This is a genomic window from Nitrospira sp. KM1 (genome assembly GCF_011405515.1).
Lineage (GTDB): Bacteria > Nitrospirota > Nitrospiria > Nitrospirales > Nitrospiraceae > Nitrospira_C.
In genome coordinates this window covers 860,110-884,189 of sequence record NZ_AP022671.1, presented here as the reverse complement: position 1 = coordinate 884,189, position 24,080 = coordinate 860,110, and the positions used below count along the sequence as shown (strand labels likewise).

The window sequence follows — 24,080 nt, the reverse complement described above, 5'->3', positions numbered from 1 at the left end:
CTCACGTCGCTCAATGGCTCGACGTACAAACAAAGTACGCCTCGACAGTTCGCTCGTTGCAGCCTCGCTGAGAGCCATTCCAATATTCCGCAACTTGTCCGCCAGGATGGCATCGGGCCTTCATTTTTACATCGTCCGGACACTAGACATACAGAACAGCGTATGCCTCGGGTCGGGACACTGGACGATCACCAATTCGCGCCTACTGATTGGAGGGGCTTTGGATGTGATGTCTTACAGAAGTGTCTCGATGAGGGAAGTCATTCTCAAGCGCCACTGTGGATTTTCACCGTCGTCAAGGTGCCATGAAGCGCTGAGGCCGCCATGGGCATAGGCAAACTGGAGGACTCTCGACTTATCGACCTCTAGGCGTTCGGAAAAGATTGTGGCAAGCGAGTCGATCCTTTCTCTCGTTGCCACTACATGAGGGACTTCGTCCGGATTGAAAAATGAGTTTGCCACGTCATAGGTCCTTTCGCCGAATAGACCCTGAGGATCGATCGCGACCCATCCGCGCGATGCACTCTTCAAGATATTGCCATGATGAATGTCGCCGTGCAGGAGCCTCTTATTCGATTCTGTCGAGATTAGTCTCTCCGCCACCGCCGCTGTGTTCCGGAAGACGGAATCCGTCTTTTCGCCTCTGGCCCGCGCGAATAACGATTCGAATTCGTGTTGCAAATCTTGTATTCCCGAGGGAATCTCGCCTGCATAGCGATGGAGATCGTCCAAGACATCACAGATGATGCGTGCGGCACGAGAATCCAGCCCTTGCTTTACAAGGTTCGACAATTCGCCTCCGTCGAGATATTCCAACAACATGGCTCCCACATCAAAATCGATCAGTTTGACGGCTCCGTGTCCATGAAAGCATTTCAGTGCACTCGAGCCATTCGCCTCAAACTTTCGTCCCTTAGTAGTCAGGATCTTGAGAATCGCCGGCTGCTCCAGGTAAGTCACTCTATAGATGTAACTGGTGTGAGTGCTGGCCAGTTGAAAGGGCAAAGATAGGGCCCACTTCTGACAATACTGTTCTACTTCTGATCGTCGTCTGTCTTGAGCTGGTGTCACGTAGGACCGTCGTTTACAGAGAGCTGGACGGATTGATCCGGTTCATTCAACCATAAATTTTTGAGCTTTGCGCGTGATAGGCCAAGGTTGTCAAAATTGTCGATGCGTCAAACTGTGGCGGGTTGCTTACTTATTCAGGATCGGTTCGAGATTGAAGGCCACGCTGATGCGGGGAGCCACGCCTTTGTAGGGTGCGACGGCGTGGTGCTGCCAGCCTGGGAACATGACGCATTGTCCGGTGGCCGGCGTGAAGGAGATCGTATTGCCGGCATCGTGAAGTTCGGGAAGGGAGTAGCGCAGGTACGGGGCCAGCATGCGGGGCAGGCAGCCGCGTGGATCGAAGAGCTGCAGTTCACCTCCCTTGTCCTCCATGTCGGTGATATCACCGACATCGACGTAGTAGACGCCCGACCAGTACGATCCGGGATGCGCATGGTATCCATTGGTGCCGCCGTTGCGCTGCACATTGGACCAGATTTCGACGACCTGCCAGTGCGGATGTTGTGCCGTTCTCCCGGTGCGGCCGGAGAACTCGGTCGCCAATTCCGCGACCTGCGTGACGGCGTCGAACAACTGCTTGAGCGGTTTGCCGGCCCATTCCATCATGGACATGTCGTGCGGTGACGACCAGCCGATGACTTCGCGGTCGGCATAGGTCAGCTGCGTGGATTCGTGATCGAGGACGGCTTGCTTGAGTTCCTGGTTGATGCAGGCACAGTCGGGGACTGCGAACACCAGAAGCGGTGTCGAAAAGATAGGCCGAACGCTCAAATCGAGTTGGCGGGCCATACGCGTCCCACACGCGTTGGATATATAAGCCCGAGAGGATAAATTTTGAGAAAAGCCAAGTCAACCCGAGGGAAAGGGCCTAGGGGCAACCCATGAGTAAAAGGCGCAACGGACGGCCCTGCATGCTATGATCGGCCGCGTGAACAAGCCGTTGAATGGAAAGGACGCAGTGATCTTGGGCAACCAGGCAGTTCGGGCCGATTATCATCAGGATAAACGTGATGAGTCTACGTTTGGGTATCAGCTGTTTGACAGGCCTATTCCTTCTAACCTAGAGTGCCGCTCATATGGAAACTGAACGTCGATCGCTGAAATTTTATCAGGCCGATGTCTTCACAACGCAGCCGTTTGGCGGCAATCCGGTCGCGGTATTTCCCGAATCCGGAGGGTTGACCGACGATGAGTTGCAGCAGATTGCCCGCGAGATGAATCTTTCCGAGACGGTGTTCGTCTTTCCGCCGACGGATCCGGCCGCCATCGTCAAGCTCAGGATCTTTACCCCGACGCAAGAGATTCCGTTCGCCGGCCATCCGGTGATCGGTACGTTTCACATCCTGAACCAGCTCGGCCTGATTGCCGCCCCCGAGCCCGTCACGCGCGTCGTACAGGAATGCAACATCGGGCTATTCCCGGTCGAACTGCATCAGCAGGATGGCAAACTGTCGCGTGTGGTGATGACTCAGCCTGAACCTCAGTTCCTCGGAACTATTGAAGACGCGGAGGATCTCTACAAAGTCGCCAGCGCGCTGGGACTGTCCAAACACGTGATCTCGGATGCCAAGTGGCCGCTCGAAGTCGTATCCACCGGGCTGCCTGTGCTGATCGTGCCCGTGCGCACGCTGACGGCCGTCCGGTCGATCCGGCCGGATCCGGCCGCGATCGTGGAAGTTTGCCGCCGGTATGGGGCCAACGGCATCATGGTGTTCACAACCGTGACGGTAGAGCCGTCCGCGACCATCCACACCAGAATGTTTGCACCCTCAATCGGCATCCCCGAAGATCCGGCAACCGGCAGCGCGAGCGGGGCGATCGGCGCCTATCTCGTTCAAAACGGCGTCGTCGAAGTGGGGCCGATCACGGAGATCACGATCGAGCAGGGCTATGAGATGGAACGGCCGTCGCAGATCTATGTGCAAGTACTTTCCGATGACGATGCGATTCAGACGGTGAAGGTGGGGGGAGAGGTGGTGATGGTGGTTGAAGGGACGTTGTCGTTTTAGGAGGATGATGAAAACGCCATCTAACTTCGTTCTCGGTCGCTGCAACCCCTCGACGTACGGCAAAGAGTACGCCTCAGAGTTTTCGCTTCCTGCGGCCTTGTTACATGACGTTTTGATCATCCTGTTTGAATGGGGGAAAGCGTTTCAGCGGTACGGTGCCCGAGCCTCGGCACAAGTCGCGTGCGTCTCACCCTCGCTCGGTGCGGGGAGCCTCGTTGCGGGCGGTTGGGTAGGTTCCGCGTCCTGGCGCGGAACAGGGTGGGGTGGGTGAGATGGGTAGGTTCCGCGTCCTGGCGCGGAACAGGGTGGGGTGGGTGAGATGGGTAGGTTCCGCGTCCTGGCGCGGAACAGGGTGGGGTGGGTGAGATGGGTAGGTTCCGCGTCCTGGCGCGGAACAGCGTGGGTGGGTGGGTGAGTGAGATGGGTCCTGATCGACGCTACCCGTTCTGCAGAACTTTGAAGAGAGGATGAGATGACGGCAGAGCCTCGAAGGATACCTTGATCCTCCGGACGATGGGGCCAGACATGCCGGCCCTCGATAATGCTGAACGCTCAACGGGTAATGGAGGGCAGAGTAAATCACAGAGAAGACATGGCGTGAAGAGATGAATCGTCTTTCATCTAGACGCATTTAAAGGGTGACAATATGAAGGCTGTCTTGTTTCGTGAGCATGGCGGGCCCGAGAAGCTCAGTTACGAAGATCTTCCGAAGCCGGAAATTGGAATGCAGGACGTGCTGGTTCGGGTGAAAGCCTGTGCGCTGAACCATTTGGACATTTGGATCAGGCAGGGGAATCCCGCCTATCCGATGCCGCTCCCGCATGTGCCAGGCTCCGACATCGCCGGAATTGTGGAGGCCGTGGGCGGGCAGGTGGATAACGTGGCCGTGGGGGACCGCGTCTTGGTGTCGCCCGGTATAAGCTGTTGGCGATGCAACGAATGCCTGGCAGGGCGTGATAACTTTTGCCGTTCGTATGCTCTCATCGGCGCGATGACCTACGGGGGTTACGCCGAGTATGTCAAAGTGCCGTTTCGCAATGTGCTGCCGATCCCTTCCAACCTGTCGTTCGAGGAGGCTGCGTCTTTTCCGCTCGTGTCGGTCACGGCAGCGCATATGCTGTTTGCCCAGGCACAGCTCGAGCACGGGGAGACCGTGCTGATCATGGGGGCCGGAAGCGGAGTGGGCAGTGTTGCCGTGCAGATGGCACATCTCGCGGGCGCGCGCGTGATTACGACTGTCGGCTCGGACGAGAAGACTCCCAAAGCGGTCCTGCTGGGCGCTCATGCCGTCATCAACCATAGTACCGAGAAAGTAGCCGAACGGGTGAAGCTGCTGACCGAGGGCCGAGGCGTAGACGTCGTGATCGAACATATCGGTCCGGCTGTTTGGGAAAACTGTCTCTCCTCGCTGGCCAAAGGCGGTCGGTTGATTACCTGCGGGGCTACCACCGGGGCGGATGTGAAGCTGGATCTGCGCTATGTCTATTCCCGCCAGTTTGTGATTAAAGGGTCTTATATGGGGACAAGAGCTGAGTTAGTGAAGGCGACAGAGCTGTTCGGACAAGGAAAGCTGAAGCCGGTCATCGACCGGACCTATCCGTTGAGCGAAGCCAAGGCGGCGCAGCAGCAGCTTCTGAGCAGGAAGTTTTTTGGTAAGATCGTATTGACCGTGTGACCGGTTGTGGATAGGGCTTCGGCTGTGTTCCCTCGTAAAAATGTCTCAAGATATGTTTCCATTCGAGTTTTTAGCGTTACAATGAACAGGTGTTGGGAGTTCTTTTCTGAAAGGTTTTTTGGCGAAAGGAGGAGCCTATGTCCACAGTCGCTCGGTTCATGACGAAGAATCCAAAAACCGTCGGTCCGGGAACCTCTGTCCGCAGCGCCGCGAAGACGATGAAGGCCGCGCGGCTGGGCTCGCTCTTCGTGAAAAAAGGCAAGCGATGGGTTGGAATCGTCACCGATACCGACATTGTCCGTAAAGCTGTGCCTACCAATAAAAGTCTGAACAGCTTGACGGTCGAAGACATCATGACGTCGCCGATCTGCACGATCGAAGGCAATCGACCGGTCGACGATGCACAAGACATGATGGGCGATCTGGGCATTCGTCACCTCGGTGTGACAAATGGCGGCGATATCGTCGGCGTCATTTCGGTGCGCGACTTGCTTCGGTGTTACAAACGGTATGCGCAATCGAACATTGCGCAGGCGGTGACGGAGTACTCTGAACCCAAGATCGCTCAGGACTGATCGGCTGTTTAAAACGACTTTCGGCTTCGTTCTCGCATCGCTCAGACCCTCAACGTACCAAACAACGTACGCCTCGGGCCTTCGCTCGCTGCGGCCTTGCCCAAAGTCGTTTTAACCAGCCTTAGATTTGTTTGCTGCCACACGCAAGGCAATACCCCCCAGTCGCCGGAGTCCCTGCGGCCTTGCCTGGTGAGAAGCGCGTCTCGGCGCGGTGGGGTGGGAGGGTGATAGCAGAAACCGTTTTGAGCATCCTCTGACATTGATTTTAGCCTTGCCGAACGTCGTTTTAACCAGCCTTAGATTTGCTTGCTGCCACACGCAAGGCAATACCCCCTCAGTCGCCGGGCTCACTGCCTTGCCTGGTGAGAAGCGCGTCCCGCCGCGCTGGGGCGTGGGAGGGTGAGGGCAGAAACCGATTCGAGCATCCTCAACGATCGGCCGTTCACAGTCATGCCTGCAAACAACCGCCAGAATCGGGGTATTGAAGCGGGTTACTTGGTGAGTTCTTTGATGAGGTGGCCGAGCTCCGGAAGAATGAGCTTTTCCATCGCCAGCCGCACGGCGTTCTCTGACCCGGGTGTTGAAAACAGCACGCGCCCCTTGATGATGCCGGCAGTCGCCCTGCTCATGATGGCAGGAGAGCCGATGTCCATATAGGTGAGATAGCGGAACACCTCGCCGAACCCGTCCAGCCGTTTCTCGAGCATGGCGTCCACAGCTTCGAAGGTGGAATCTCGCCTTGAGATGCCGGTCCCGCCGTTGATAATAATTGCCTGCACGGCCTCGTTCGATAGCGCGGCAGACACGCGTTCTTTGATCTGTGCCGGCTCGTCTTTGACGAGATGGTAGGCGGCAATCGTGTGCCCTTTTCCCTTTAAAAGATTCTGAATGAGCCGGCCGCTCGTGTCGGTGTCGGGCGTACGGGTGTCGCTACAGGTGATCACCATGCACCCAATTGATTTGGGTGCATGCGACTTGTGTTCATGATCCGTAGAGAGTGCCATGGTTAGGTCGATGACGAGACGCTACTTCCAAACGGCGTCGGGATTAAGCTTCGCCGCGGGCTTGCCGCCCTTGATGTGCTCATCGAGGATGGTGGCGACATCTCCCTCGGTCACCTTCGAATACCACGTTCCATCCGGATAGACCACGACGGTCGGACCTTGTTCGCAAGGGCCTAAGCAGGAAGAGCCGCTGACCAACACCTCTCCCGGCATGACGCCGCGCTGCATCAGACCCATGTTGAATGCCATGAGCAGTTGGCCGGACCCCTGTCCCCCACAGGACGGTTTGGGATGGCCGGGAGGTCTGGCATTCGTGCACACGACGATGTGGTATTTGGGTTTTGGCATGGAAATCCTTTCTCTTCAATAGTCGGACGCAGGGGAATGTTCAATCAGCGCGTGGACGATAGGTTTGCCATTGCGCCATGCAGTCTTCCGGCAGTTTCCAGTGTTTGAGCCCTTTCACGACCCAGTCCAGGTAGTGGTCCTTCGGCTTGAACTTTCCCACTGGAGTGGCCGCATAGGTCGTCACCAGAATTTTCTCGCCGGCATCGGTCAACACCGTGACCTGCACATGGCGGTAGGCGCCTGGCGGAACGTCCTCTTCGAATTGATCCAGTATCTTGAGATCCTCATCCGTCACATCGAATACGGCTCCCCACACTTTCTCTCCCGGCGACGGGACGATGTTGGCGAGGCCGCAGCGCCATTGAGACGACCAACGGGAAAACTGGATAGTATGGTCGGGAAGCGTAGCCAGCATCTCGAACTTGTGTTCAGGCGCCCGCCGCTTAAGTTGTGTCGGGTTGAGATTGTCGCCGTAGAGAAAAAATTTCATATGTGTCCATTAGCTGGAAGATGAAACTGCAGAAAGACTCATTCTATTATCAAGCCGGTACTTGTAACATACCCTGTTTATTTGGCACAAGCCGCACGAGGACCCGGATAGGGTTCGATCAGGCTGCTGACAATTTCCTCGATGGGCATCGCGGCAGATTGACTTCATGCGAGATGACTTTCTAAGATGCGAATCGGTCGCTGCCGTTCACACTGCATGGTCAAAATCATCCATTACGCAGTCGTCGCGATTCTCCTGCTCGGGGTGGTGTATTTTGTTTGGAACAAGCCGCCGACGGTGAATCCCATGCTCGATCGGCGCGCAGCCGACGCCCTCGCCCTTGTTCAAACGCATCGCGCGCAAGGATATCCGACCATCCTCCAGGCCATGACCGAACACGTTCGGGCCATGAAGGATCGGGGCCTGAACGCCAGACTGGGGGAGTGGCGTGTGAAGCAAGTAGACGGCGATATGTACGAGATCAGAATTCAGCTGCGGGATCAGGGGGCGACGGGACAGTGGTTCGAACGCGAATTCATCTGGCACGCCAACCTGTCGTTGAATAGAGTGAACGCGGCTTCATTACCGGCTGATGGTATCACGCCGAAGGCTCCGGAGCCGGAATCGACTCCCGGTCCGGCCGTTCCTCAGTTCCCAGGCGTCAGATAAAGCCGGGCGGCAGGGCGATCTGCACGCAGTCTCCTTCGATGCGCACAGGGCAGCAAGCGACGGTGATGTTCGAGTTGCCTCGACGCTCGCCGGTTCGCACGCTGAATGACCAGCCATGCCAGGGGCATTCGATCATGTCGCCCGTGAGATGACCTTCGCCCAGCGGACCGCCGGCATGGGGACATGCATTGTCGACCGCATAAAATGTTCCGTCGACGTTGAACAGCGCGATCCAAACGCCTTTGACATCCACGGTCCGTCCGGTTCCGGGAGGGATCTCATCCACTTTCGCGACGGTGACAAAGTCTTGCAGGATGGGGACTTGGCTCATACGTATATCCTGATTGGCTTGGCCGGAGATTCAGCCCCAGCTTGATTTCACGGTCGGCTTATGGCATTAGATTTAACAGAGCGTACCCAGACCGATGGAAGGCCCTCATACAAAGGAGCCTCGGTTGGGAATGAGGTTTCCTAATGGAAATGACCCTCCTGCTCAATTCAACCTACGAACCCCTTCGTGTCGTTCATTGGCAAAAAGCAATCGCGCTCCTGTGGCAGGGAAAGGTTGAAGTTCTCGAGGTATACGACCGCGAGGTCCACGGAGTATCGATTTCGTTCAAGCTTCCTTCCGTCATGCGCCTTCTCAAGCTGGTTCGACTGAAAGACAGCCACAGGGCGGTCAAATTTTCCCGCATCAATATCTTTACGCGCGACGGGTATACCTGCCAGTATTGCCGGAACCGATTCCGGACCGAGGAACTCACCTTCGATCATGTGACCCCGATCGCCAAAGGCGGACGAAAGACGTGGGAAAATATTGTGACCGCCTGCTGGCGTTGCAATAATAGAAAGAGCGGGCGCACGCCGGAGGAGGCGGGGATGCGACTCGTTAAGCGGCCGGTCAAGCCACGCTGGAGCCCGATTGTCACGATCACCATTGGTATCAGAAATACTCCCGAAAGCTGGCGCGACTACTTGTACTGGAATATGGAGTTGGATGCCGATCCCTCCGGTCCCTGAATTAGGTTGTTGAAACAAGTTGTCAGCGGCGTTCTCGCTACGCTCAAGGTTTCGACGTACGAAGGGAGTACGACTCAACTTTCGCTTGCTGCGGCCTTGCCGAAAAGCTTGTTTGAACGACCTAGGCGATAGCACCTTCCTCTCACTGCTTTACTGTATCCAGAATTACTTCAAAATCGCGGCCGCCTGGTAACGTGGGATTTCTGGCGTATCGTCCTTCGATGTCTCCGGGTTGAGCCGGACCGGCCTGACCGTCTCGATCCAACCGGGCGACCACATCGACCATCCCGCGCAGTTCCGATCCCTGCACCATCACATCGGCATTCGTGATCTCGAACGAAGCCGGGAAGGTGGGATTGTCGATCCGTTTGGCGGCGACCGGCCGTGGAGTTCCACCCGGGCGACGGACGATGACAAAGAGGACGTCTGTCGGACGCACTTGGTTCGCCAACTCGGGGGCAATGAGAACACGCCCTGCGATGACCGGTTCTCCGCTCTGCGGATCACAGCTATGCACGAGTCCAAACCAGGCCGCGAGGGCGGCGAAGCCGATGATGCTTCCCGCGAAGCCGAGCGTACGCATTTCCATTTTGGCCATGGGGCGCAGTTCCTCTCGTCAACTTCCAGACAAGAGGGCGCATTATACAGAGGTCGTTTCGAAAAGGGGAGATCATGGTTTACGCACGAAAAGCGGCTGTTGTATGATATCGCTTTGTTGCAAGCGAGGAGGTGTCGGCATGGCTGCGAACCCAGGGTTTCCCGTGTCTCTCGACGTCAAAGGTTATCCCGTGCTCGTGCTCGGGGGAGACGAGGAAGCGGCGGATAAGAGTCAGCGATTGTTGGACGCGGGAGCGAAAGTCACGGTTGTCGCGCCAACGCTGCATGAGAAATTGAAAGACCTGGCGGCCTCGGCCAAGGTCATCCATCGTGGACGGCATTTCCGCGAGACGGATCTGGAGAGCGCGATCCTGGTGCTGAACACCGTGCGCGGGGACAAGGAATTCGCGCGGACGTTGTTCGCCAAAGCCCGTGAAAAGAAGTTTCTCTTGTGGTCGGTCGATTTTCCTGAAGCCTCGAATGTGAACATGCCGGCGGTTGTCGCCTCCGGGCATGCGCGGGTTGCGATCAGCACCAGTGGCATGGCCCCGGCGTTGTCGTGGTTCATGAAGGAAGATCTGGAACGAATTCTCGACGGCGAGTTCGTGTCCTTCGTCGACTGGCTGGGACAGCTTCGTGAGCAGGCGAAGGCATCGGAGCCTGACGCCGAAAAGCGGCGCGCGATGCTGCGGGAAGCGCTGGATGGATTTCGGCTACTGGGGAAAGTGCAATATCCAAAAGTCTGGACTGATCATCGGACCGGCGAGAAGGCCGGAAGTATTACTCAATAATTGACGAGGAGCCTGCAGATATGGTCCTGCTCGAGTTCAGCATGTCGCCGTTGGGGAAGAGCGAGAGCGTCGGCAAATATGTCGCCAGGTCGCTGGATATCGTCGACAAGAGCGGTGTCGCATATCGGCTCAACCCGATGGGGACGGTGCTGGAGGGGGAGTGGCACGATGTGATGGCGGTCGTGGAACAGTGCTATGCGCGGATGAAAAAAGATTGCAATAGGATTTCCTGCTCGATCAAGATCGATTACCGCAAGGGACACAGCGGCCGGCTTTCGAGCAAAGTGCAGAGCGTGGAACGTCGTTTGAAGAGATCGGTCCGGACGTAAGCCTCGCCATCTCGCTGAACAGTTCTCCAGAATAATTCTTCACCATCCGTTCGCTCATCAGAAAATGTATGGATGCGGCGAGGCATTCTTCGTGCGACGGATTTGTCAGATCCGCTGGGATTTCTCGATTTTTCTGGTAAGCTTTCGGACATGGGTCTGAAACGTGCGCCTGATTGTCGGCCTCTCAATTTTCCATTCCAAGTACCGCTATCACCATTATGAAAGTCGTTCTGTTCTGCGGGGGGCTCGGGCTTCGGCTTCGAGACTATTCTGAAAAGGTTCCGAAGGCCATGGTCCCGATCGGGTACCGGCCGGTCATCTGGCATGTCATGAAATATTATGCGCATTTTGGGCACAAGGAATTCATTCTCTGTCTTGGGTACGGTGCGGATGCCATCAAGGAATATTTCCTTCGATACGACGAATGCGTCTCCAACGACTTTGTGCTCACCGATGGCGGGAAGCAGATCAAATTGTTGAATGCGGATATTCAGGATTGGAAGATCACGTTCGTGGATACAGGGATTCAATCCACAGTCGGGCAACGGCTGAAATCGGTTGAAGAACACATCGGCAAGGACGAGGCTTTTCTTGCCAACTATACCGATGGCTTGACCGACCTCCCGCATATGGATCACCTGGCTCATTTTCGTGCCCGCAATGTCATTGCCAGCTGTCTGTGCATCACCCCTCGGCTGAGTATGCATCAAGTGACGATGGCCGGTGATGGGCGTATCACGCGTTTAGATGAGTTGTCGCACTCTCGAATCCGTGTCAACGGCGGGTATTTCATCTTCAAACGGGAGATTTTCAAGTACATCTGCGAGGGTGAAGAGTTGGTCCATGCTCCCTTTCAGCGTCTGATCAAGGAAGACCAGTTGGTCGGGTATACCTACAATGGCTTCTGGGCGGCGATGGACACCTTCAAAGACAAGATGTTGCTGGATGATCTCTATGCGAGGGGCAAGGCTCCGTGGGCAGTCTGGAGAGAGAGGCAGAATCTCAGCCTGTACGAAGAGTGCGCGTGAGGTTCGTCGTCTCCTGCCTGCGAGTTGGAACATTTGAGCATGTTTGACCTGAAGTCACGTCTCGCTCGCAAGAACCGCGTATCAGTCCTCTGTGTCGGCGCCCATTCTGATGATATCGAGATCGGATGCGGCGGCACCCTGTTGAAACTGGTGAAGCAGTACGGCAATGCCATCGAAATCATATGGGTGGTGCTCAGCGCCCGGTCGATCAGACGCAAAGAGGCGATACACGGAGCGAGGCGATTTCTTCAGCACGTCCGGCGAAAGCAGATCATCGTCAAAAGTTTTCCTGACGGAATCTTTCCCTATTCGGGAAAACAGATCAAGCGATTCTTTGAGACTCTCAAGCGAACCTATGAACCGGATATGATTCTCACCCATTACCGTGACGACCTGCATCAAGACCATCGATTGGTATCGGAATTAACTTGGAACACCTTCCGCGACCACTTGATTCTCGAGTACGAAATTCCCAAGTACGATGGAGATTTTGGAAGTCCGAACCTATTCGTCCATCTCGACATTGAGACCTGCCGGAAAAAGATACGCACCATCATTGATTGTTTTCGGACTCAAAGCGGAAAGCAGTGGTTTTCCGAAGATACCTTTCTTTCTGTCATGCGCATCCGCGGTATCGAGTCCAACGCGCCAGAAAAGTATGCCGAAGCATTCTACTGTCGAAAAATGGTTGTCTAGCTTTTCCCGCCGAGGTATCGCTGATTGCTCCTAGTTTTCGGGCTCCCTCTTCTCTGTATCCATCACTTCCTTATCTCGTATCACAACCGATAATCGCCGCATTCGTACGAACGCTCGGCTGCCAAGCACGTGATACGAGGTTTACGCCCTAAACGCTTCGTTTCAAGGCATTTGGCGTGCGTACGTATAAGCACGGTATATACTTTGCCTTCCTAAGTTGCTAGTACTGAGCCGCGTCGCCTTAATTGTCGCATACCGGGAGTTTGCGGATGACGGAACATTTGTTTCCTCTCGAGCAAACCATTCTAGACAGACCATGCATGCAGCACGTCCCTTTCGGTCGCGATGAGCATGGCGCGCATGTGGGCGATGTCAGCGGAATCGTCATTCGGGACAATGTTGAATATCTTGAGGAGTGGATTGCCCGGTCTAAGGGACCTGAGGCTTCGGCACACGCGTCTATTGAACTGTGTCGTCTTCTCAATGAAAGGGCATGGGACCACAACCACCATGTGACGCCGGGTCAGCTGAAGAATGCGTGGAACAGCTATTCGTATGAGTTTGCTTCCTATCTGCGGGAGTTTTGTCGCGAGCTGTCTGGCGACCCTGAATTCTTCTTCAACGTAGGCCGTGAGAAACATATTTCCCCGTTGATACAAACATTGGGTCGTCCATTCAGTCTGGCGCAGATTTATCGGATGTATCCGTATTTTGCTCAGAAATTCGCCAGGGGGTTGGAATACACCGTCGTCGATGTCACAGATGCGTCGGCCATCTTGCGGCTGACGCTGACCGAAGGTGTGTACCGGCAATTTGGGCCATACCGCAGGGCATGCGCGGCACAGATCTGTGAATCGGCCAAGGGAAGGCTTGCCATGGTTCCGCTGCATCTGCACAGCCTTCCTTCAGCTACGGTTAGGGACCGTACGTGTATTGTGCATGGGGACGAGCATTGCGAGTGGGAAGTGAGGTGGACAAGACAGTCCCATCCGGTGATCGCGTGGCCGTTACTGTGGGGAAGCGGGATTGGAGCCCTCGCGTCCCTCTCGGCTCAGGTGTTGTCTCCCGAGGTCAGTCTTGGGGAAACGGCGCTGGCAGGGCTGGTGCCCGTCTTGGCGGCTGTATTGGTGACGAACAGACGCCTTCGACAGGAGAGCCGTGAACGTCAGGCATTGATCACGGAGCAGATCAATGTCGCGGAATCGCGCCACGAGGAACTGCGCGAAGCCTATGGAGGTCAGGAACAGACGCGCGTTGAGCTGCGCCGCAAGATCAACCATTTAACCGCTCTCCATCGGGCGGGCATTTTATTCAGCTCGACGTTGGATCGTGAGGTTCTGTATCAGCATATCCTGGAAACCCTGACCCGTGTGTTGCATTACGACCGTGCGATGATTTCCTCGTACGATTCGGCCAAGCAGGTTTCAAAGGATCTCAGGGTCTTGGGCGTGACCGACGAGGTCAAGGAATTTGCGCAGACCGTTCAGATTTCCGTGACGGATCCGGAAAGCCCGGAAGGAAACGTGTTGTTGCAGGGCAAGCCCCTTCTCATCGGCGATGTCCGGGCTATTTGGGAGCGTTTGCATCCGGTGCATCGAGAACTCGCTCTGATGATGGGAACGAAATCCATCATTGTTGTGCCGTTAAAGACACAGGATCGGATCCTCGGCAGTCTGATGGTCGATCGAATGCAGGAGCATTGCCTGACGCTGGACGATCTGGAACTGCTCATGACGTTTGCCCATCAGGTTGCAAGCGCTCTGAACAATGCGGCGGCGTATCAGCAGATCGAAGAGCTTAACGTCGGGCTGGAAGCCAAAGTACGCGAGCGGACGGCAGAACTCGAACAGGCGGACCGATTGCGTTCCCAATTTCTTTCTCATGTGTCTCACGAGCTGAAGACCCCTCTCACATCCATTAAGGGTTTCCTTCAGAATATGTTGGACGGCTTGGCCGGTCCGGTGAATGAGAAACAGCAACGTTATCTGTCGCGGGTTCTCGAGAATTCCGACCGCCTCATCCGTATGATCGAAGAATTATTGGATCGGACCAGGATCCAGACAGGCCGTCTCGAACTCATGCCCAGCGATATCGATCTTGCGAGGGTGGTCGCAGATGCGGTCGAGCAGATGCGGCCATTGGCTCAAGCAAAAAGACAGCAGCTCGAAGCCCTATATCCGACCCAGGTTCTTTCCGTGTGGGCGGACCAAGATCGCCTTTTTCAAATCGTGACCAATCTGGTGCAGAACGCGATCAAATTCACACCGGAAGAGGGCCGCATCATCGTGACGGTACGGCAGGAAGGTCTGCGGACTGTTGAGATCATTGTTTTGGATACGGGACCGGGAGTCGCACCTGAATTCGCCGATAAGATCTTCGATCCTTTTTTCAAACTGAAAGGAAGGCGCACGGGGACAAAGGGATTGGGATTGGGGCTTTCTATCGTTCGCACACTGGTGGAGCTTCATGGTGGATCCATCGTTGTCGCAAGCGGACAGCCCGGCGGCGCGGAGTTTTGCGTATCCCTTCCGTTGCGTTCCTTCGTAGGAGCCCCCTCTTTGGGAAGCATGGATGGTATGCCAAAAATTCTCGTTGTGGATGACGACATGGACATCCGGCAGATGCTGGGGGATCGATTACAGGCTAAAGGCTACGACGTGCGGACCGAAAGTGACGGTCTGCAAGCCATGGAGGCCGTAAGGGCTGAAACCTTCTCAGGAATGATCCTCGACATCGGCATTCCCTCTCTTGACGGTATGGAGGTATTGAAGCGGATCAGGCAGAAGGATCAGCAGCTACCAATCATTATGGTCACGGCGTCCGGGGCGAAGGATGCGGCAGTTCGTGCGATCAGCATGGGCGCACAGGCCTATCTACTGAAACCATTCGAGGCGGAAGAATTAGACCACATCGTTGACGCATGGTTTGGCGTCCCAGAAACGGCAGATCGCGGACAGGCCTAATGGTGGAGTGTTCCAGTTTAAACAGCACATTTCAGGTTCACCAAATCACCAAGGGGAAGCGTAGATCACGAGGCGTATATGGCTTCGTCATGGGGTTGGTCTATTTGTTGACGGGTGCGCTGCTTCATTCAGAGACGATTGCCCAAGTCCCCAGGATACAGGGTCAGGGGACTGCGGCTTCAGGAATGGGCAATGCTTTTGCTGCTCAGGCTGATGACGCATCTGCGCTGCATTACAACCCCGCTGGCCTTACCCACTTGCCGCGCATTGAATCCATGGCGGGAGGATTGTTGACGGGAGGGGCGACGACGTTTACGGGAGCAAACGGCACAACGGCTCGCGGCGACAGAAACGGCAGCATGGCGTGGCCCCCGCCGGCTCATTTCTATCTCACCGCCAATCTGCCGGATTTGGGCGTCACGCTTCTTGGTCCGCTCGCCGTAGGCATCGGGCTCACCGTTCCGTTTGGTTCGCTCACCCGGTGGCCGACCGACGGTCCGTTCCGGACGGCGACAGTATTCAGTTCTTTGCCCCTCCTCGACGTTAAGCCAACGTTGGCCTATAGACTGACCGAGAGTCTTTCGATTGGATTGGGCGCGGATATCTATACGTTTTCGCAAACGGTGGGAGAGGGACATGTCGAACGGCAGTCGATCTGGCCAGGCGGATTCGGCATTCCGGCCGGAGCGCGAGTTGAACTGTTCGGGCGCGATACGGCCGCTGGATTTAATGCCAGCATCCTCTATACCGCCCTACGCAATAATCAAGGAAAGCCCATCGCAAACGTCGGATTTGTGTATCGCAGCCAGGCGACGATGCATCTTTCCGGAGCCCTGCTCGCGAACGGTTCCAAGGTCTCGGACGCGACAGCAACGTTTGTGCTGCCACAAGTGATGACCGGAGCCATTGCTTTGTGGCCCGTTCGGACGATCGAACGCGAATGGAAACTTGAACTTGACGTGGATCATGTATCGTGGAGTACATCCCGCAATCTGGACGTGCATCTGGCCAACGGCGCCACGATTCCTCAGCCGCTCAAGTGGCGTGATACATATGCGGTGATGGCCGGCACGGAATACAAGTGGCTCGCGCTTGATTCGATGCCGGGATGGGACGTTGCACTGCGTGCGGGATATACCAACCAGCAAAACCAAGTTCCCGATCAGACGTTCGATCCCGGAATTCCTTCCTCTGATGTCCACATTGTCGGGGGAGGAATCGGCCTACTCTGTCAGAAACAAGGGCGGCTCTTCGGATGGATGAAATGCGGTGAAATGGGAATCGGTGCCGTCAAGACCGCAACCATTGGTCTCGATTTTTCCTATCAGGCATCGCTGTATGAAGATCGCACGGTGGTGGGAAACAGAAATCCAACAGTAAACGGCACCTACAAAACGACTCTACACTCTGGAGGGGTCTCGATCCGGTTATCCTTTTAGACTGGCACCGTTCCAGCCGGCGAATCGTACAAGCGCGGAACGCGACTTCCGATTCCACATAACACTTCATAAGGAATTGTGCCTATCCAGTCGGCCACTTCGTCCGCGAAGACGGTCTCTTGTCCGTCCCGTCCAATCAGCGTGACACGATCTCCCACTTGCACGTCGGGTACTTCGGTCACGTCGATCATCGTCATATCCATGCAGACGAGCCCTGCTACCGGAACTCGCTTCCCTCGGACGAGTACCTTCCCACGATTCGAGAGCAGCCTGTTATATCCGTCGGCGTAGCCGATGGGAAGGACTGCGATCGTACTTTTCCGCCTTGCGGCGAAGGTCCGATTATAGCTGACGGTGGTTCCGGCCTCGATTGTCCGCAAGTGCACGATGGTGGAATGGAACTGGAGAACCGGTTTGAGATTCGGAGAGGGGACGGTTTTCGGAAGCGTGTGATAGCCATAGAGCATGATGCCGGGACGAACGAGCGAAAAATGGGATTCGGGGAATCGGAGGATGGCGGCGCTATTTGCGACATGCACCAACGGAAGATGGATACCCCGACGCGCGAAAGTCCCAAGGGTTGCACGAAAGGTCTGCAGTTGCGCATCGGTGAGATCGCTGGAATCCCCATCGGCATCGGCAAGATGCGTCATGAGCCCTTCAATACGGATCGATTTCACGTCAGCCAAAGCTTCGAACAAACGGGGAAGTTCGTCGGACGTGAGTCCCAGACGTGCCATCCCTGTTTCCACCTTCACATGCACTGAGACAGATCGGCCCAGGGCGGCGGCAGCACGGGCTATGGCGGAACACGTGCGCAGGTCGCTGATCACCGGGGTGAGTTCGCGGGCGAGCAGGTCGGGAATTTGCGCTTCCAAGATTGGACCGAGCACCACGATCTGCCCGGTGATGCCGCTATCCCTCAGGGTCAGCCCTTCCGCCACGGAGACCACGGCGAGGCGGGACACGCCTTGATTGATGAGCGCACGTGCGGTCTCTACGGCGCCATGGCCATAGGCATTGGCCTTGACGACGGCGAGAATGCCGCAGGAATTGGGAATCATACCGGAGATGAGTGAAAGATTGTGGGAGAGGGCCGAAAAATCAACGTGGGCGTAAGTCGTGGGCACGGTCGATGTCGTAGTCACTCTGCCAACTGGTTGAAATCAGCAGGGAGGTCATACCTCAAGAATCTCCTGCTCTTTCTTCTTGATGACATCGTCGATTTTCTGTGTGTATTGGTCGGTCAGCTTCTGAATCTCGGTCTCGGACTTCCGAAGTTCATCCTCGGTCAATTTGGCATCTTTTTGAAGTTTCTTCAACTCTTCGTTGGCATCGCGACGAAATCCTCTGACGTGTACTTTCGTATCTTCGCCGTGTTTCTTGCAGATCTTGGTCAGTTCCTTGCGCCGCTCCTCGGTCAATGGAGGCAATGGGACACGGATCATTTTCCCGTCGTTCGAGGGTGTGACACCCAGACCTGAAGTCGCCAGGGCTTTCTCGACTTCCTTGATCAGTTGCGGTTCCCAAGGCGTAATCGTGATCAGACGCGCTTCAGGAGTGGAGAGGTTGGCAACCTGGCGAAGCGGCGTCATTGTTCCATAGTAGTCGACGCGCACATTATCCAGGAGAGCGATGGACGCTCGGCCGGTTCGCAGTCCAGCGAGATCGCGCTTGAGGTGTTCGAGCGCCGATTCCATTTTCCCTGTGATGGTCTGGCGAATTGCAGCGGCGTTAGGCATAGCGGCTCCGAGAATGGTTAGCGCGGTCCGGCGGTGACCAGCGTGCCAATGGATTCGCCGGTGGCGACGCGTTTGAAGTTGCCCTGTTCCTTGAGATTGAACACGATCAAGGGCAGGTTGTTGTCCATGCAGAGACTGATGGCCGTGGCGTCCATCACCTTGAGATTCTGATTAAGGATCGCGAGAAAGGAGATCTCGCGGTATTTTTTTGCGGACGGATTCTTGACCGGGTCGGCGTCATAGATGCCGTCGACCTTGGTGCCTTTCATGATCACTTGCGCACCGATCTCCATGGCCCGAAGCGAAGCCGCGGTGTCGGTCGAGAAATACGGGTTTCCGGTGCCCCCCGCGAAAATGACGACACGCTTTTTTTCGAGATGCCGGATCGCGCGTCGCCGGATATACCCCTCCGCCAGTTGGCGCATTTCGATCGCCGATTGCACGCGTGTCATCACACCGGCGCGTTCCAGTGCGTTTTGAAGCGCGAGCGCGTTGAGCACGGTGGCGAGCATGCCCATGTAGTCCGCCGAGGCGCGTTCCATCCCAGTCGCGCTGGCGGCGATTCCGCGAAAGATGTTTCCTCCGCCGATGACCACGGCGACTTCGATGTCGAGTGCAACGACGGAAGCGATTTCCGATGCGAGTCCTTCCAGAACCGAAGGCTGGATGCCGTATCCCTGCTCACCAGCCAACATCTCTCCGCTGACTTTGAGGAGGATGCGGCGGTAGGTGGCAGAACTCATGCTTCGCCCAGTTGATAGCGGGTAAACCGACGAATGTTCATGTTCTCGCCGATTTTCGCAATTTTCTGAGAGAGAAGCTCTTTCACCGTGACGGCAGGGTCCTTGATGAAGGCCTGTTCCAGCAAACAACTCTCCTGATAGAACTTCTCGAGTTTGCCTTCGATAATTTTCGGCCATGCGGCCGGCGGTTTTCCCATTTCTTTGGCCTGTCCCTCGAAAATCGATCGTTCCTTTTCGACGGTCGCGGCCGGAACGTCTTCCCGTCTGACGTATTGCGGTTTCGCCGCGGCGACCTGGAGTGCCAGGTCGTTGACGAATCCTTTGAATTCCTCGTTGCGGGCCACGAAATCGGTTTCGCAGTTGACCTCGATCAGGACGCCGATCTTGCCGCCCATGTGAATGTAGGCATGGATCAAACCTTGATTGGTTTCGCGACCGGCTTTTTTTTGGGCCGCGGCCAATCCCTTTTGACGCAGATAGTCGATCGCTTTTTCGACGTCATCCCCGTTTTCCTGGAGCGCTTTCTGACAGTCGAGAATTCCCGCGCCTGTTTTTTCCCTGAGTTCTTTAACAAGCTGACTTGATCCAGCCATACCTAACAGTCCTTTTCTTTATAACGGTGAAAGATCGATCCGCGGGATGTCGATTTAGGACGCGGGAGCGCCCGCTAAACTTGGAGTCCCAACTCGCACGTCGCTGGTGGCCGGCGATTGGAATTCCGCTTCTTCGCGCTGGGTCCGTAAATGCGCTCCTTCAATGCAGGCCTCGGCGATCTTGGAGGTGATCAGCCTGATCGAGCGGATCGCATCGTCATTGCCCGGAATCGGATACGTGATGTGATCGGGATCGCAATTGCTGTCGATAATCGCGATGACGGGGATTTCCAGACGAGTGGCTTCCTGCACGGCGATGCGTTCAATTCTGGTGTCCAGAATGAAGACCGCTCCCGGTAGCCCGCGCATGTTCTTGATGCCGGTCAGGAACTTCTGCAGTTTCACGAGTTCTTTCTGCTTCTGCGAGATTTCTTTCTTCGTCAGGCCATGCTGCGCGGGATCTGCGAGCATACCTTCGATCTTTTTCATCTTGTCGATGCTGCGGCGGATGGTCTGGAAATTGGTGAGCATGCCGCCCAACCAGCGCTGGTTCACATAGAACATGTTGGCTCGAGTGGCTTCTTCTTGGAGAATTTCAGCCGCCTGCCGTTTCGTGCCGACGAACAGGACGGACTGGCCGGAGGCCACCGTATCGCGGACGAAGGCATAGGCCTGCTCCATGCGCGCGACGGTCTGTTGGAGATCGATAATATAGATGCCGTTGCGTTCACCGAAGAGGAATTTCTTCATTTTGGGATTCCACCGGTTGGTCTGATGGCCGAAATGGACTCCCGCTTCGAGCAATTCCTTGATCGCGATCACTCCCATACCTTCACCTCCCCTCAAGGCTTGCAGAACGCCCAATGTTCAGGCGAGGGGTGACCCCTTATACTCAAGCCAAGCGACGCATTCGCGTCGATGTGTATTTGTGTGTCTGTCTCGCACACCGGATTATGTGCGAAATAGGCGGTCTTGCGACCTCGGAACCTTGGAACATTAGCAGATCGTCGCAGCCTTTACAAGGATCAAATCGATGAATTGTCCTCTATGATCGATAGCTTGCGTTAATACGGACATAGTCGAAAGATAGATCGGTTGTCCACAAATGGCTGCGGTGTTGTCCCTGCCCGAGGCCTACGTCGATTGTGAACTCTTTTTGCCGGAATACCTTGGCAATACGGCGTTCAGCTGCGAGGCCCAACCCCGCGCCTTTCCGCACCATCGGCACCCCTCCGAAGGAAATACTGATGTGTGATGGATCAACAGGAACACCCGATCGGCCGATGGCAGCCATGATGCGTCCCCAGTTCGCATCTTCGCCGAACAGCGCCGTCTTCACCAGATTAGATGTGCCGATGGTTTGGGCGACTAGACGGGCTTGGGCGGCGGTCTTGGCCTCATGAACGCTAATCTTGACGACTTTGGTCACACCTTCTCCATCCCGGCAGATGGATAGCGCCAGTATCTGACACACGTCGATCAAGAGTCGGACAAACTGTCGATAGCCGACGGTTCCCTCACGGATCTGTGAATTCCCGGCCATTCCGTTTGACAAGCAAAGGACCGTGTCGTTGGTACTGGTATCTCCGTCCACAGAGATGCAGTTGAATGATTCATTCGTAGCGACCATCAGTGCCTTTTTGAGTGCGGAACGGGTGATGGCGGCGTCGGTGGTGACGTATCCGAGCATGGTGGCCATGTGTGGGTGGATCATTCCCGATCCTTTAGCCATTCCGCCTACGGTGACGGGACGTCCGTTGATACGAGCCTGCTTCGCCGTGTATTTGGGATGCACGTCCGTGGTCATGATCGCGCGGGCAGCCAGAATTCCTCCACCCAAACTGGTTGCAGCTGCCAGTGAGGGGACGGCTCTCAGAAGTTTGTCTACTGGCAACGCGCGACCGATGACTCCCGTCGATCCGACAAAGACTTCATGCGTGGAAATCTTTAGTGCGCGTGCCGCGGCGGCTGCAGTGGCCCGTGCGGCATCCATGCCCTGCCTGCCGGTACAGGCATTGGCGTTCCCGCTATTGACGATGATGGCGCGGCCGATTCCGTGTTTGAGGTGCAGACGATCGAGTAGAACCGGCGCTGCGACGACCCGGTTTTGCGTAAATACACCGGCAATCGGCCCAGACCGTTCGGAGACAATCAATGCGAGATCGAGCGCACCGGCCTTCTTGATGCCGCAATGAATCCCGCCGGCGCGAAAACCCCTTGGTGCTGTGACTCCGCGTGATTGGCCGTTGAAATTTTTGGCGGTGGCCATGAAATCCGGTATCGGGAGTTAGGGGTAGGCAGCAGGGGCGGTGAGTCCGGTTTCTTCGGGCAACCCGAGCATCAGATTCATCGCTTGAATGGCTTGGCCTGCCGCTCCTTTGACCAGGTTATCCAAGGCGGCAACCGTAACCACCCAACCCGCCCTCTGATCCACATAGATGCCGATGTCGCAATAATTCGAACCCTTGATATAGCGCGGATTGGGCACGATGTCTCCCGTCAGCCTCACGAATCGTGCGTCCTTATAAAACGTTTCATAGAGTGTCCGCAGTTCGGGCAATGCTGTCGCCCGCGTCAGGCGACAATAGGCCGTACTCAAAATTCCACGATTCATTGGTACGAGGTGCGGAGTGAAGGCCACAGAAAATGGCGCGTGATTCGGTTGCGATGGAAGCAGCGCTTGCAGTTCCTGCTCAATCTCCGGAATGTGGCGGTGCTGGCCGATTTTATACGGCTCCAGCGATTCATGGGCTTCAGGAAAATGGTAGGGCAGTGCAGGGCTGCGTCCGGCTCCAGAAATTCCGGATTTGGCATCGATGACCACCGTGTGAGGTTCAATGAGGCCACGGGCACACAAGGGCGCCAACTGAAGGATCGCGGCCGTCGGGTAGCAGCCTGGCGATGCAACCAGTTTTGCCTTGGCAATGTGGTCACGATGCAATTCAGGCAGACCATAGACCGCGTGCGGTAAAAGGTCGGCATGTGTATGAGGAGTCTGGTACCAGCGCTGATAGACGGAGGAATCTCTCAGCCGGAAGTCCGCACTCAAGTCGACGACGGCTCGCCCAACTTTCATGCAATTCGCCACCGGCTCCATAGATTTGGTGTGGGGTAGAGCCAGAAAAACCGCATCCGCATTTTCCAGAAGGGCTTCAGGCGTGAGTGACTGAAACGTCAAAGAGACAAGGCCTGCGAGGCTTGGGAAGACCTTGGCCACCGGCGTCCCGGCCGATTTTTCTGATGTAACCGCTACGAGTTCGAAGTGAGGATGCAGAGCGGCTAAACGAACCAATTCAGCACCGGCATATCCGCTGGCGCCGGCAATGGCGACTCGTATCTCTTTGTGACTCATGTGAGGTCAGCTAAAGACACAAAAAAGGGAAGGCCTCTGGAGCCTTCCCTTTTGTCATCCTGTGGCTCCTGAATTAACGCTTCGAGTATTGGAAACGCTTTCGCGCCCCTTTTTGACCGTACTTCTTGCGCTCTTTCACACGGGAATCTCTGGTCAGCAGGCCTTCTTTTTTCAACGGCGCCCGCAGCGGCTGGCTCAGTGCCACCAGCGCCCGTGCAATCGCATGTCTGATCGCGCCGGCCTGTCCAGTGGGACCGCCGCCATGTACGGTAGCTTTGATCGAGAATTTTCCGGTCACTCCGGCGAGCTCGAGAGGCAACTGGATGATCTGCCTGAGCGTCAAACGGGGGAACGCCTTTTCCAGCGGGAGATCGTTGATCGTGATGTCGCCCGCAGTGCCGGTAACCCAGGCTCGGGCAATCGCACATTTCCGTCGTCCGGTTGCATATTGAGTCGCGGCTGCCATGCTGCTGTGCCTCCTTCGTCGTCGTGTGAATTCTTAGAGCGTGATTGTTTCCGGGTTCTGCGCACGGTGAGGATGTAAAGAACCTACATAGACACGAAGCTTCTTCGCCATGTGATTGCCGAGCGGGGTTTTTGGCAGCATGCCTTCAATCGCTTCAACCAGCAAGCGTGTCGGATCTTTCCGGAACACATGTTTCGCGGTCGCGGTCTTCAATCCGCCCGGATATCCCGAGTGGCTTCGATACAGTTTCGTTTCCATCTTGTCGCCCGTAAGATGAATCTTTTCTGCATTGATGACGACGACGTGGTCACCCATGTCGACGTTCGGCGTGAATGTCGGGCGATGCTTGCCTCGCAACATGGCGGCGACGCGGGCGGCCAGACGGCCCAGCGTTTTGCCTTCGGCATCGACCACATACCATTTTTCCTGCACTTCAAGCGGTTTTTGCAAATAAGTCGACATGGTTCGCTCATGCTCCTT

Annotated in this window: 27 protein-coding genes; 11 read left to right on the top strand and 16 right to left on the bottom strand. The window is 55.9% G+C overall.

Annotated elements, in window-relative coordinates; genetic code table 11:
* Positions 1–234: 234 nt before the first annotated feature.
* Both W02_RS04135 and W02_RS04130 read right to left on the bottom strand, forming a co-directional pair.
* Positions 235–1,071 carry an aminoglycoside phosphotransferase family protein gene (locus W02_RS04135; RefSeq protein WP_173045071.1) on the bottom strand — a complete coding sequence of 279 codons (837 nt, stop codon included), beginning with the start codon at positions 1,069–1,071 and terminating at the stop codon, positions 235–237.
* A gap of 126 nt (positions 1,072–1,197) precedes the next feature.
* A complete protein-coding gene (locus tag W02_RS04130; RefSeq protein WP_173045069.1) occupies positions 1,198–1,860 on the bottom strand; it encodes a TIGR02466 family protein in 663 nt (220 codons plus the stop codon).
* Between the two features lie 287 nt (positions 1,861–2,147).
* Here W02_RS04130 and W02_RS04125 point away from each other — a divergent pair, with 287 nt between their 5' ends.
* The 3 genes from W02_RS04125 to W02_RS04115 all read left to right on the top strand — a co-directional run bounded on the left by W02_RS04125 (position 2,148) and on the right by W02_RS04115 (position 5,330).
* Positions 2,148–3,080: a PhzF family phenazine biosynthesis protein gene (locus tag W02_RS04125; RefSeq protein ID WP_173045067.1), complete on the top strand. Its 933-nt coding sequence runs from the start codon at positions 2,148–2,150 to the stop codon at positions 3,078–3,080.
* Positions 3,081–3,726: 646 nt separating this feature from the next.
* A complete protein-coding gene (locus W02_RS04120) occupies positions 3,727–4,755 on the top strand; it encodes a zinc-binding dehydrogenase (protein ID WP_173045065.1) in 1,029 nt (342 codons plus the stop codon).
* 137 nt (positions 4,756–4,892) lie between these two features.
* Positions 4,893–5,330 (top strand): cyclic nucleotide-binding/CBS domain-containing protein, encoded by a 438-nt coding sequence (locus W02_RS04115; protein WP_173045063.1) that lies wholly within the window; start codon positions 4,893–4,895, stop codon positions 5,328–5,330.
* A gap of 491 nt (positions 5,331–5,821) precedes the next feature.
* Here the strand turns inward: W02_RS04115 and W02_RS04110 are convergent, their stop codons facing one another.
* Genes W02_RS04110 through W02_RS04100 form a run of 3 tightly spaced genes read right to left on the bottom strand, consistent with a single transcriptional unit; the run spans position 5,822 to position 7,172 of the window.
* A complete protein-coding gene (locus W02_RS04110) occupies positions 5,822–6,334 on the bottom strand; it encodes a molybdenum cofactor biosynthesis protein B (protein ID WP_173045061.1) in 513 nt (170 codons plus the stop codon).
* 21 nt (positions 6,335–6,355) lie between these two features.
* Positions 6,356–6,682 carry a ferredoxin gene (locus W02_RS04105; protein ID WP_173045059.1) on the bottom strand — a complete coding sequence of 109 codons (327 nt, stop codon included), beginning with the start codon at positions 6,680–6,682 and terminating at the stop codon, positions 6,356–6,358.
* A gap of 40 nt (positions 6,683–6,722) precedes the next feature.
* Positions 6,723–7,172, bottom strand: coding sequence for a gamma-glutamylcyclotransferase family protein (locus W02_RS04100; protein ID WP_173045057.1), 450 nt, complete (start codon positions 7,170–7,172; stop codon positions 6,723–6,725).
* Positions 7,173–7,358: 186 nt separating this feature from the next.
* Between W02_RS04100 and W02_RS04095 the strand changes: the two genes are divergently transcribed.
* Positions 7,359–7,841: a hypothetical protein gene (locus tag W02_RS04095; protein WP_173045055.1), complete on the top strand. Its 483-nt coding sequence runs from the start codon at positions 7,359–7,361 to the stop codon at positions 7,839–7,841.
* On the opposite strand, the gene W02_RS04090 is transcribed toward W02_RS04095, so the two are convergent.
* Complete coding sequence (locus tag W02_RS04090) at positions 7,834–8,172, bottom strand: Rieske 2Fe-2S domain-containing protein (RefSeq protein ID WP_173045053.1); 339 nt, start codon at positions 8,170–8,172, stop codon at positions 7,834–7,836. The genes W02_RS04095 and W02_RS04090 overlap by 8 nt on opposite strands.
* Before the next feature lie 143 nt (positions 8,173–8,315).
* Here W02_RS04090 and W02_RS04085 point away from each other — a divergent pair, with 143 nt between their 5' ends.
* The gene (locus W02_RS04085) at positions 8,316–8,861 is read left to right on the top strand and encodes an HNH endonuclease (protein WP_173045051.1); all 546 of its coding nucleotides are present in this window, start codon (positions 8,316–8,318) and stop codon (positions 8,859–8,861) included.
* Positions 8,862–9,003: 142 nt separating this feature from the next.
* Here W02_RS04085 and W02_RS04080 read toward each other — a convergent pair whose 3' ends face one another.
* Complete coding sequence (locus W02_RS04080; protein ID WP_173045049.1) at positions 9,004–9,459, bottom strand: hypothetical protein; 456 nt, start codon at positions 9,457–9,459, stop codon at positions 9,004–9,006.
* Between the two features lie 139 nt (positions 9,460–9,598).
* Here W02_RS04080 and W02_RS04075 point away from each other — a divergent pair, with 139 nt between their 5' ends.
* The 6 genes from W02_RS04075 to W02_RS04050 all read left to right on the top strand — a co-directional run bounded on the left by W02_RS04075 (position 9,599) and on the right by W02_RS04050 (position 16,704).
* The gene (locus tag W02_RS04075) at positions 9,599–10,249 is read left to right on the top strand and encodes a bifunctional precorrin-2 dehydrogenase/sirohydrochlorin ferrochelatase (protein ID WP_173045047.1); all 651 of its coding nucleotides are present in this window, start codon (positions 9,599–9,601) and stop codon (positions 10,247–10,249) included.
* A gap of 20 nt (positions 10,250–10,269) precedes the next feature.
* On the top strand, positions 10,270–10,578 hold the full coding sequence (locus tag W02_RS04070) for an MTH1187 family thiamine-binding protein (RefSeq protein WP_173045045.1): 309 nt from the start codon (positions 10,270–10,272) through the stop codon (positions 10,576–10,578).
* 218 nt (positions 10,579–10,796) lie between these two features.
* Positions 10,797–11,606, top strand: a complete 810-nt coding sequence (locus W02_RS04065) for a sugar phosphate nucleotidyltransferase (RefSeq protein WP_173045043.1) — start codon at positions 10,797–10,799, stop codon at positions 11,604–11,606.
* Positions 11,607–11,645: 39 nt separating this feature from the next.
* Positions 11,646–12,302, top strand: coding sequence for a PIG-L deacetylase family protein (locus W02_RS04060; RefSeq protein ID WP_173045041.1), 657 nt, complete (start codon positions 11,646–11,648; stop codon positions 12,300–12,302).
* Between the two features lie 269 nt (positions 12,303–12,571).
* Complete coding sequence (locus W02_RS04055) at positions 12,572–15,265, top strand: ATP-binding protein (protein WP_173045039.1); 2,694 nt, start codon at positions 12,572–12,574, stop codon at positions 15,263–15,265.
* A gap of 89 nt (positions 15,266–15,354) precedes the next feature.
* Positions 15,355–16,704 (top strand): OmpP1/FadL family transporter, encoded by a 1,350-nt coding sequence (locus W02_RS04050; protein WP_173045037.1) that lies wholly within the window; start codon positions 15,355–15,357, stop codon positions 16,702–16,704.
* Here W02_RS04050 and alr read toward each other — a convergent pair.
* From alr to rplM, 9 genes are all read right to left on the bottom strand, one after another.
* The gene (gene alr, locus W02_RS04045) at positions 16,701–17,852 is read right to left on the bottom strand and encodes an alanine racemase (protein ID WP_173045035.1); all 1,152 of its coding nucleotides are present in this window, start codon (positions 17,850–17,852) and stop codon (positions 16,701–16,703) included. The two genes, W02_RS04050 and alr, sit on opposite strands and share 4 nt — an antisense overlap.
* 30 nt (positions 17,853–17,882) lie before the next feature.
* Entirely contained in the window at positions 17,883–18,446 is a 564-nt protein-coding gene (frr, locus tag W02_RS04040; protein ID WP_173045033.1) for a ribosome recycling factor, read from the bottom strand.
* Positions 18,447–18,463: 17 nt separating this feature from the next.
* Complete coding sequence (gene pyrH, locus W02_RS04035) at positions 18,464–19,189, bottom strand: UMP kinase (protein WP_173045031.1); 726 nt, start codon at positions 19,187–19,189, stop codon at positions 18,464–18,466.
* Positions 19,186–19,782 carry a translation elongation factor Ts gene (gene tsf / locus W02_RS04030; protein ID WP_173045029.1) on the bottom strand — a complete coding sequence of 199 codons (597 nt, stop codon included), beginning with the start codon at positions 19,780–19,782 and terminating at the stop codon, positions 19,186–19,188. Before tsf ends, pyrH begins: the two co-directional genes overlap by 4 nt.
* Positions 19,783–19,836: 54 nt before the next feature.
* Entirely contained in the window at positions 19,837–20,610 is a 774-nt protein-coding gene (rpsB, locus tag W02_RS04025; protein WP_173045027.1) for a 30S ribosomal protein S2, read from the bottom strand.
* Between the two features lie 217 nt (positions 20,611–20,827).
* Entirely contained in the window at positions 20,828–22,051 is a 1,224-nt protein-coding gene (gene argJ, locus W02_RS04020) for a bifunctional glutamate N-acetyltransferase/amino-acid acetyltransferase ArgJ (protein WP_173045025.1), read from the bottom strand.
* A gap of 18 nt (positions 22,052–22,069) precedes the next feature.
* Positions 22,070–23,134 carry an N-acetyl-gamma-glutamyl-phosphate reductase gene (gene argC, locus W02_RS04015; RefSeq protein WP_173045023.1) on the bottom strand — a complete coding sequence of 355 codons (1,065 nt, stop codon included), beginning with the start codon at positions 23,132–23,134 and terminating at the stop codon, positions 22,070–22,072.
* 73 nt (positions 23,135–23,207) lie between these two features.
* Positions 23,208–23,600, bottom strand: a complete 393-nt coding sequence (gene rpsI / locus W02_RS04010) for a 30S ribosomal protein S9 (RefSeq protein ID WP_173045021.1) — start codon at positions 23,598–23,600, stop codon at positions 23,208–23,210.
* Between the two features lie 33 nt (positions 23,601–23,633).
* Positions 23,634–24,062 (bottom strand): 50S ribosomal protein L13, encoded by a 429-nt coding sequence (gene rplM, locus W02_RS04005; protein WP_173045019.1) that lies wholly within the window; start codon positions 24,060–24,062, stop codon positions 23,634–23,636.
* Between the last annotated feature and the right edge of the window lie 18 nt (positions 24,063–24,080).

Bases quoted from the DNA above. Each gene is read 5' to 3' on its own strand.
- argC (WP_173045023.1), bottom strand. From the start codon at position 23,134: ATGAGTCACAAAGAGATACGAGTCGCCATTGCCGGCGCCAGCGGATAT.
- W02_RS04070 (WP_173045045.1), top strand. From the start codon at position 10,270: ATGGTCCTGCTCGAGTTCAGCATGTCGCCGTTGGGGAAGAGCGAGAGC.
- rplM (WP_173045019.1), bottom strand. From the start codon at position 24,062: ATGTCGACTTATTTGCAAAAACCGCTTGAAGTGCAGGAAAAATGGTAT.
- W02_RS04130 (WP_173045069.1), bottom strand. From the start codon at position 1,860: ATGGCCCGCCAACTCGATTTGAGCGTTCGGCCTATCTTTTCGACACCG.
- W02_RS04110 (WP_173045061.1), bottom strand. From the start codon at position 6,334: ATGGCACTCTCTACGGATCATGAACACAAGTCGCATGCACCCAAATCA.
- W02_RS04105 (WP_173045059.1), bottom strand. From the start codon at position 6,682: ATGCCAAAACCCAAATACCACATCGTCGTGTGCACGAATGCCAGACCT.
- rpsB (WP_173045027.1), bottom strand. From the start codon at position 20,610: ATGGGAGTGATCGCGATCAAGGAATTGCTCGAAGCGGGAGTCCATTTC.
- tsf (WP_173045029.1), bottom strand. From the start codon at position 19,782: ATGGCTGGATCAAGTCAGCTTGTTAAAGAACTCAGGGAAAAAACAGGC.
- argJ (WP_173045025.1), bottom strand. From the start codon at position 22,051: ATGGCCACCGCCAAAAATTTCAACGGCCAATCACGCGGAGTCACAGCA.
- W02_RS04060 (WP_173045041.1), top strand. From the start codon at position 11,646: ATGTTTGACCTGAAGTCACGTCTCGCTCGCAAGAACCGCGTATCAGTC.
- W02_RS04095 (WP_173045055.1), top strand. From the start codon at position 7,359: ATGCGAATCGGTCGCTGCCGTTCACACTGCATGGTCAAAATCATCCAT.
- W02_RS04075 (WP_173045047.1), top strand. From the start codon at position 9,599: ATGGCTGCGAACCCAGGGTTTCCCGTGTCTCTCGACGTCAAAGGTTAT.
- pyrH (WP_173045031.1), bottom strand. From the start codon at position 19,189: ATGAGTTCTGCCACCTACCGCCGCATCCTCCTCAAAGTCAGCGGAGAG.
- W02_RS04080 (WP_173045049.1), bottom strand. From the start codon at position 9,459: ATGGCCAAAATGGAAATGCGTACGCTCGGCTTCGCGGGAAGCATCATC.
- W02_RS04100 (WP_173045057.1), bottom strand. From the start codon at position 7,172: ATGAAATTTTTTCTCTACGGCGACAATCTCAACCCGACACAACTTAAG.
- W02_RS04085 (WP_173045051.1), top strand. From the start codon at position 8,316: ATGGAAATGACCCTCCTGCTCAATTCAACCTACGAACCCCTTCGTGTC.
- W02_RS04115 (WP_173045063.1), top strand. From the start codon at position 4,893: ATGTCCACAGTCGCTCGGTTCATGACGAAGAATCCAAAAACCGTCGGT.
- W02_RS04125 (WP_173045067.1), top strand. From the start codon at position 2,148: ATGGAAACTGAACGTCGATCGCTGAAATTTTATCAGGCCGATGTCTTC.
- frr (WP_173045033.1), bottom strand. From the start codon at position 18,446: ATGCCTAACGCCGCTGCAATTCGCCAGACCATCACAGGGAAAATGGAA.
- W02_RS04065 (WP_173045043.1), top strand. From the start codon at position 10,797: ATGAAAGTCGTTCTGTTCTGCGGGGGGCTCGGGCTTCGGCTTCGAGAC.
- rpsI (WP_173045021.1), bottom strand. From the start codon at position 23,600: ATGGCAGCCGCGACTCAATATGCAACCGGACGACGGAAATGTGCGATT.
- W02_RS04050 (WP_173045037.1), top strand. From the start codon at position 15,355: ATGGGGTTGGTCTATTTGTTGACGGGTGCGCTGCTTCATTCAGAGACG.
- W02_RS04120 (WP_173045065.1), top strand. From the start codon at position 3,727: ATGAAGGCTGTCTTGTTTCGTGAGCATGGCGGGCCCGAGAAGCTCAGT.
- W02_RS04055 (WP_173045039.1), top strand. From the start codon at position 12,572: ATGACGGAACATTTGTTTCCTCTCGAGCAAACCATTCTAGACAGACCA.
- W02_RS04090 (WP_173045053.1), bottom strand. From the start codon at position 8,172: ATGAGCCAAGTCCCCATCCTGCAAGACTTTGTCACCGTCGCGAAAGTG.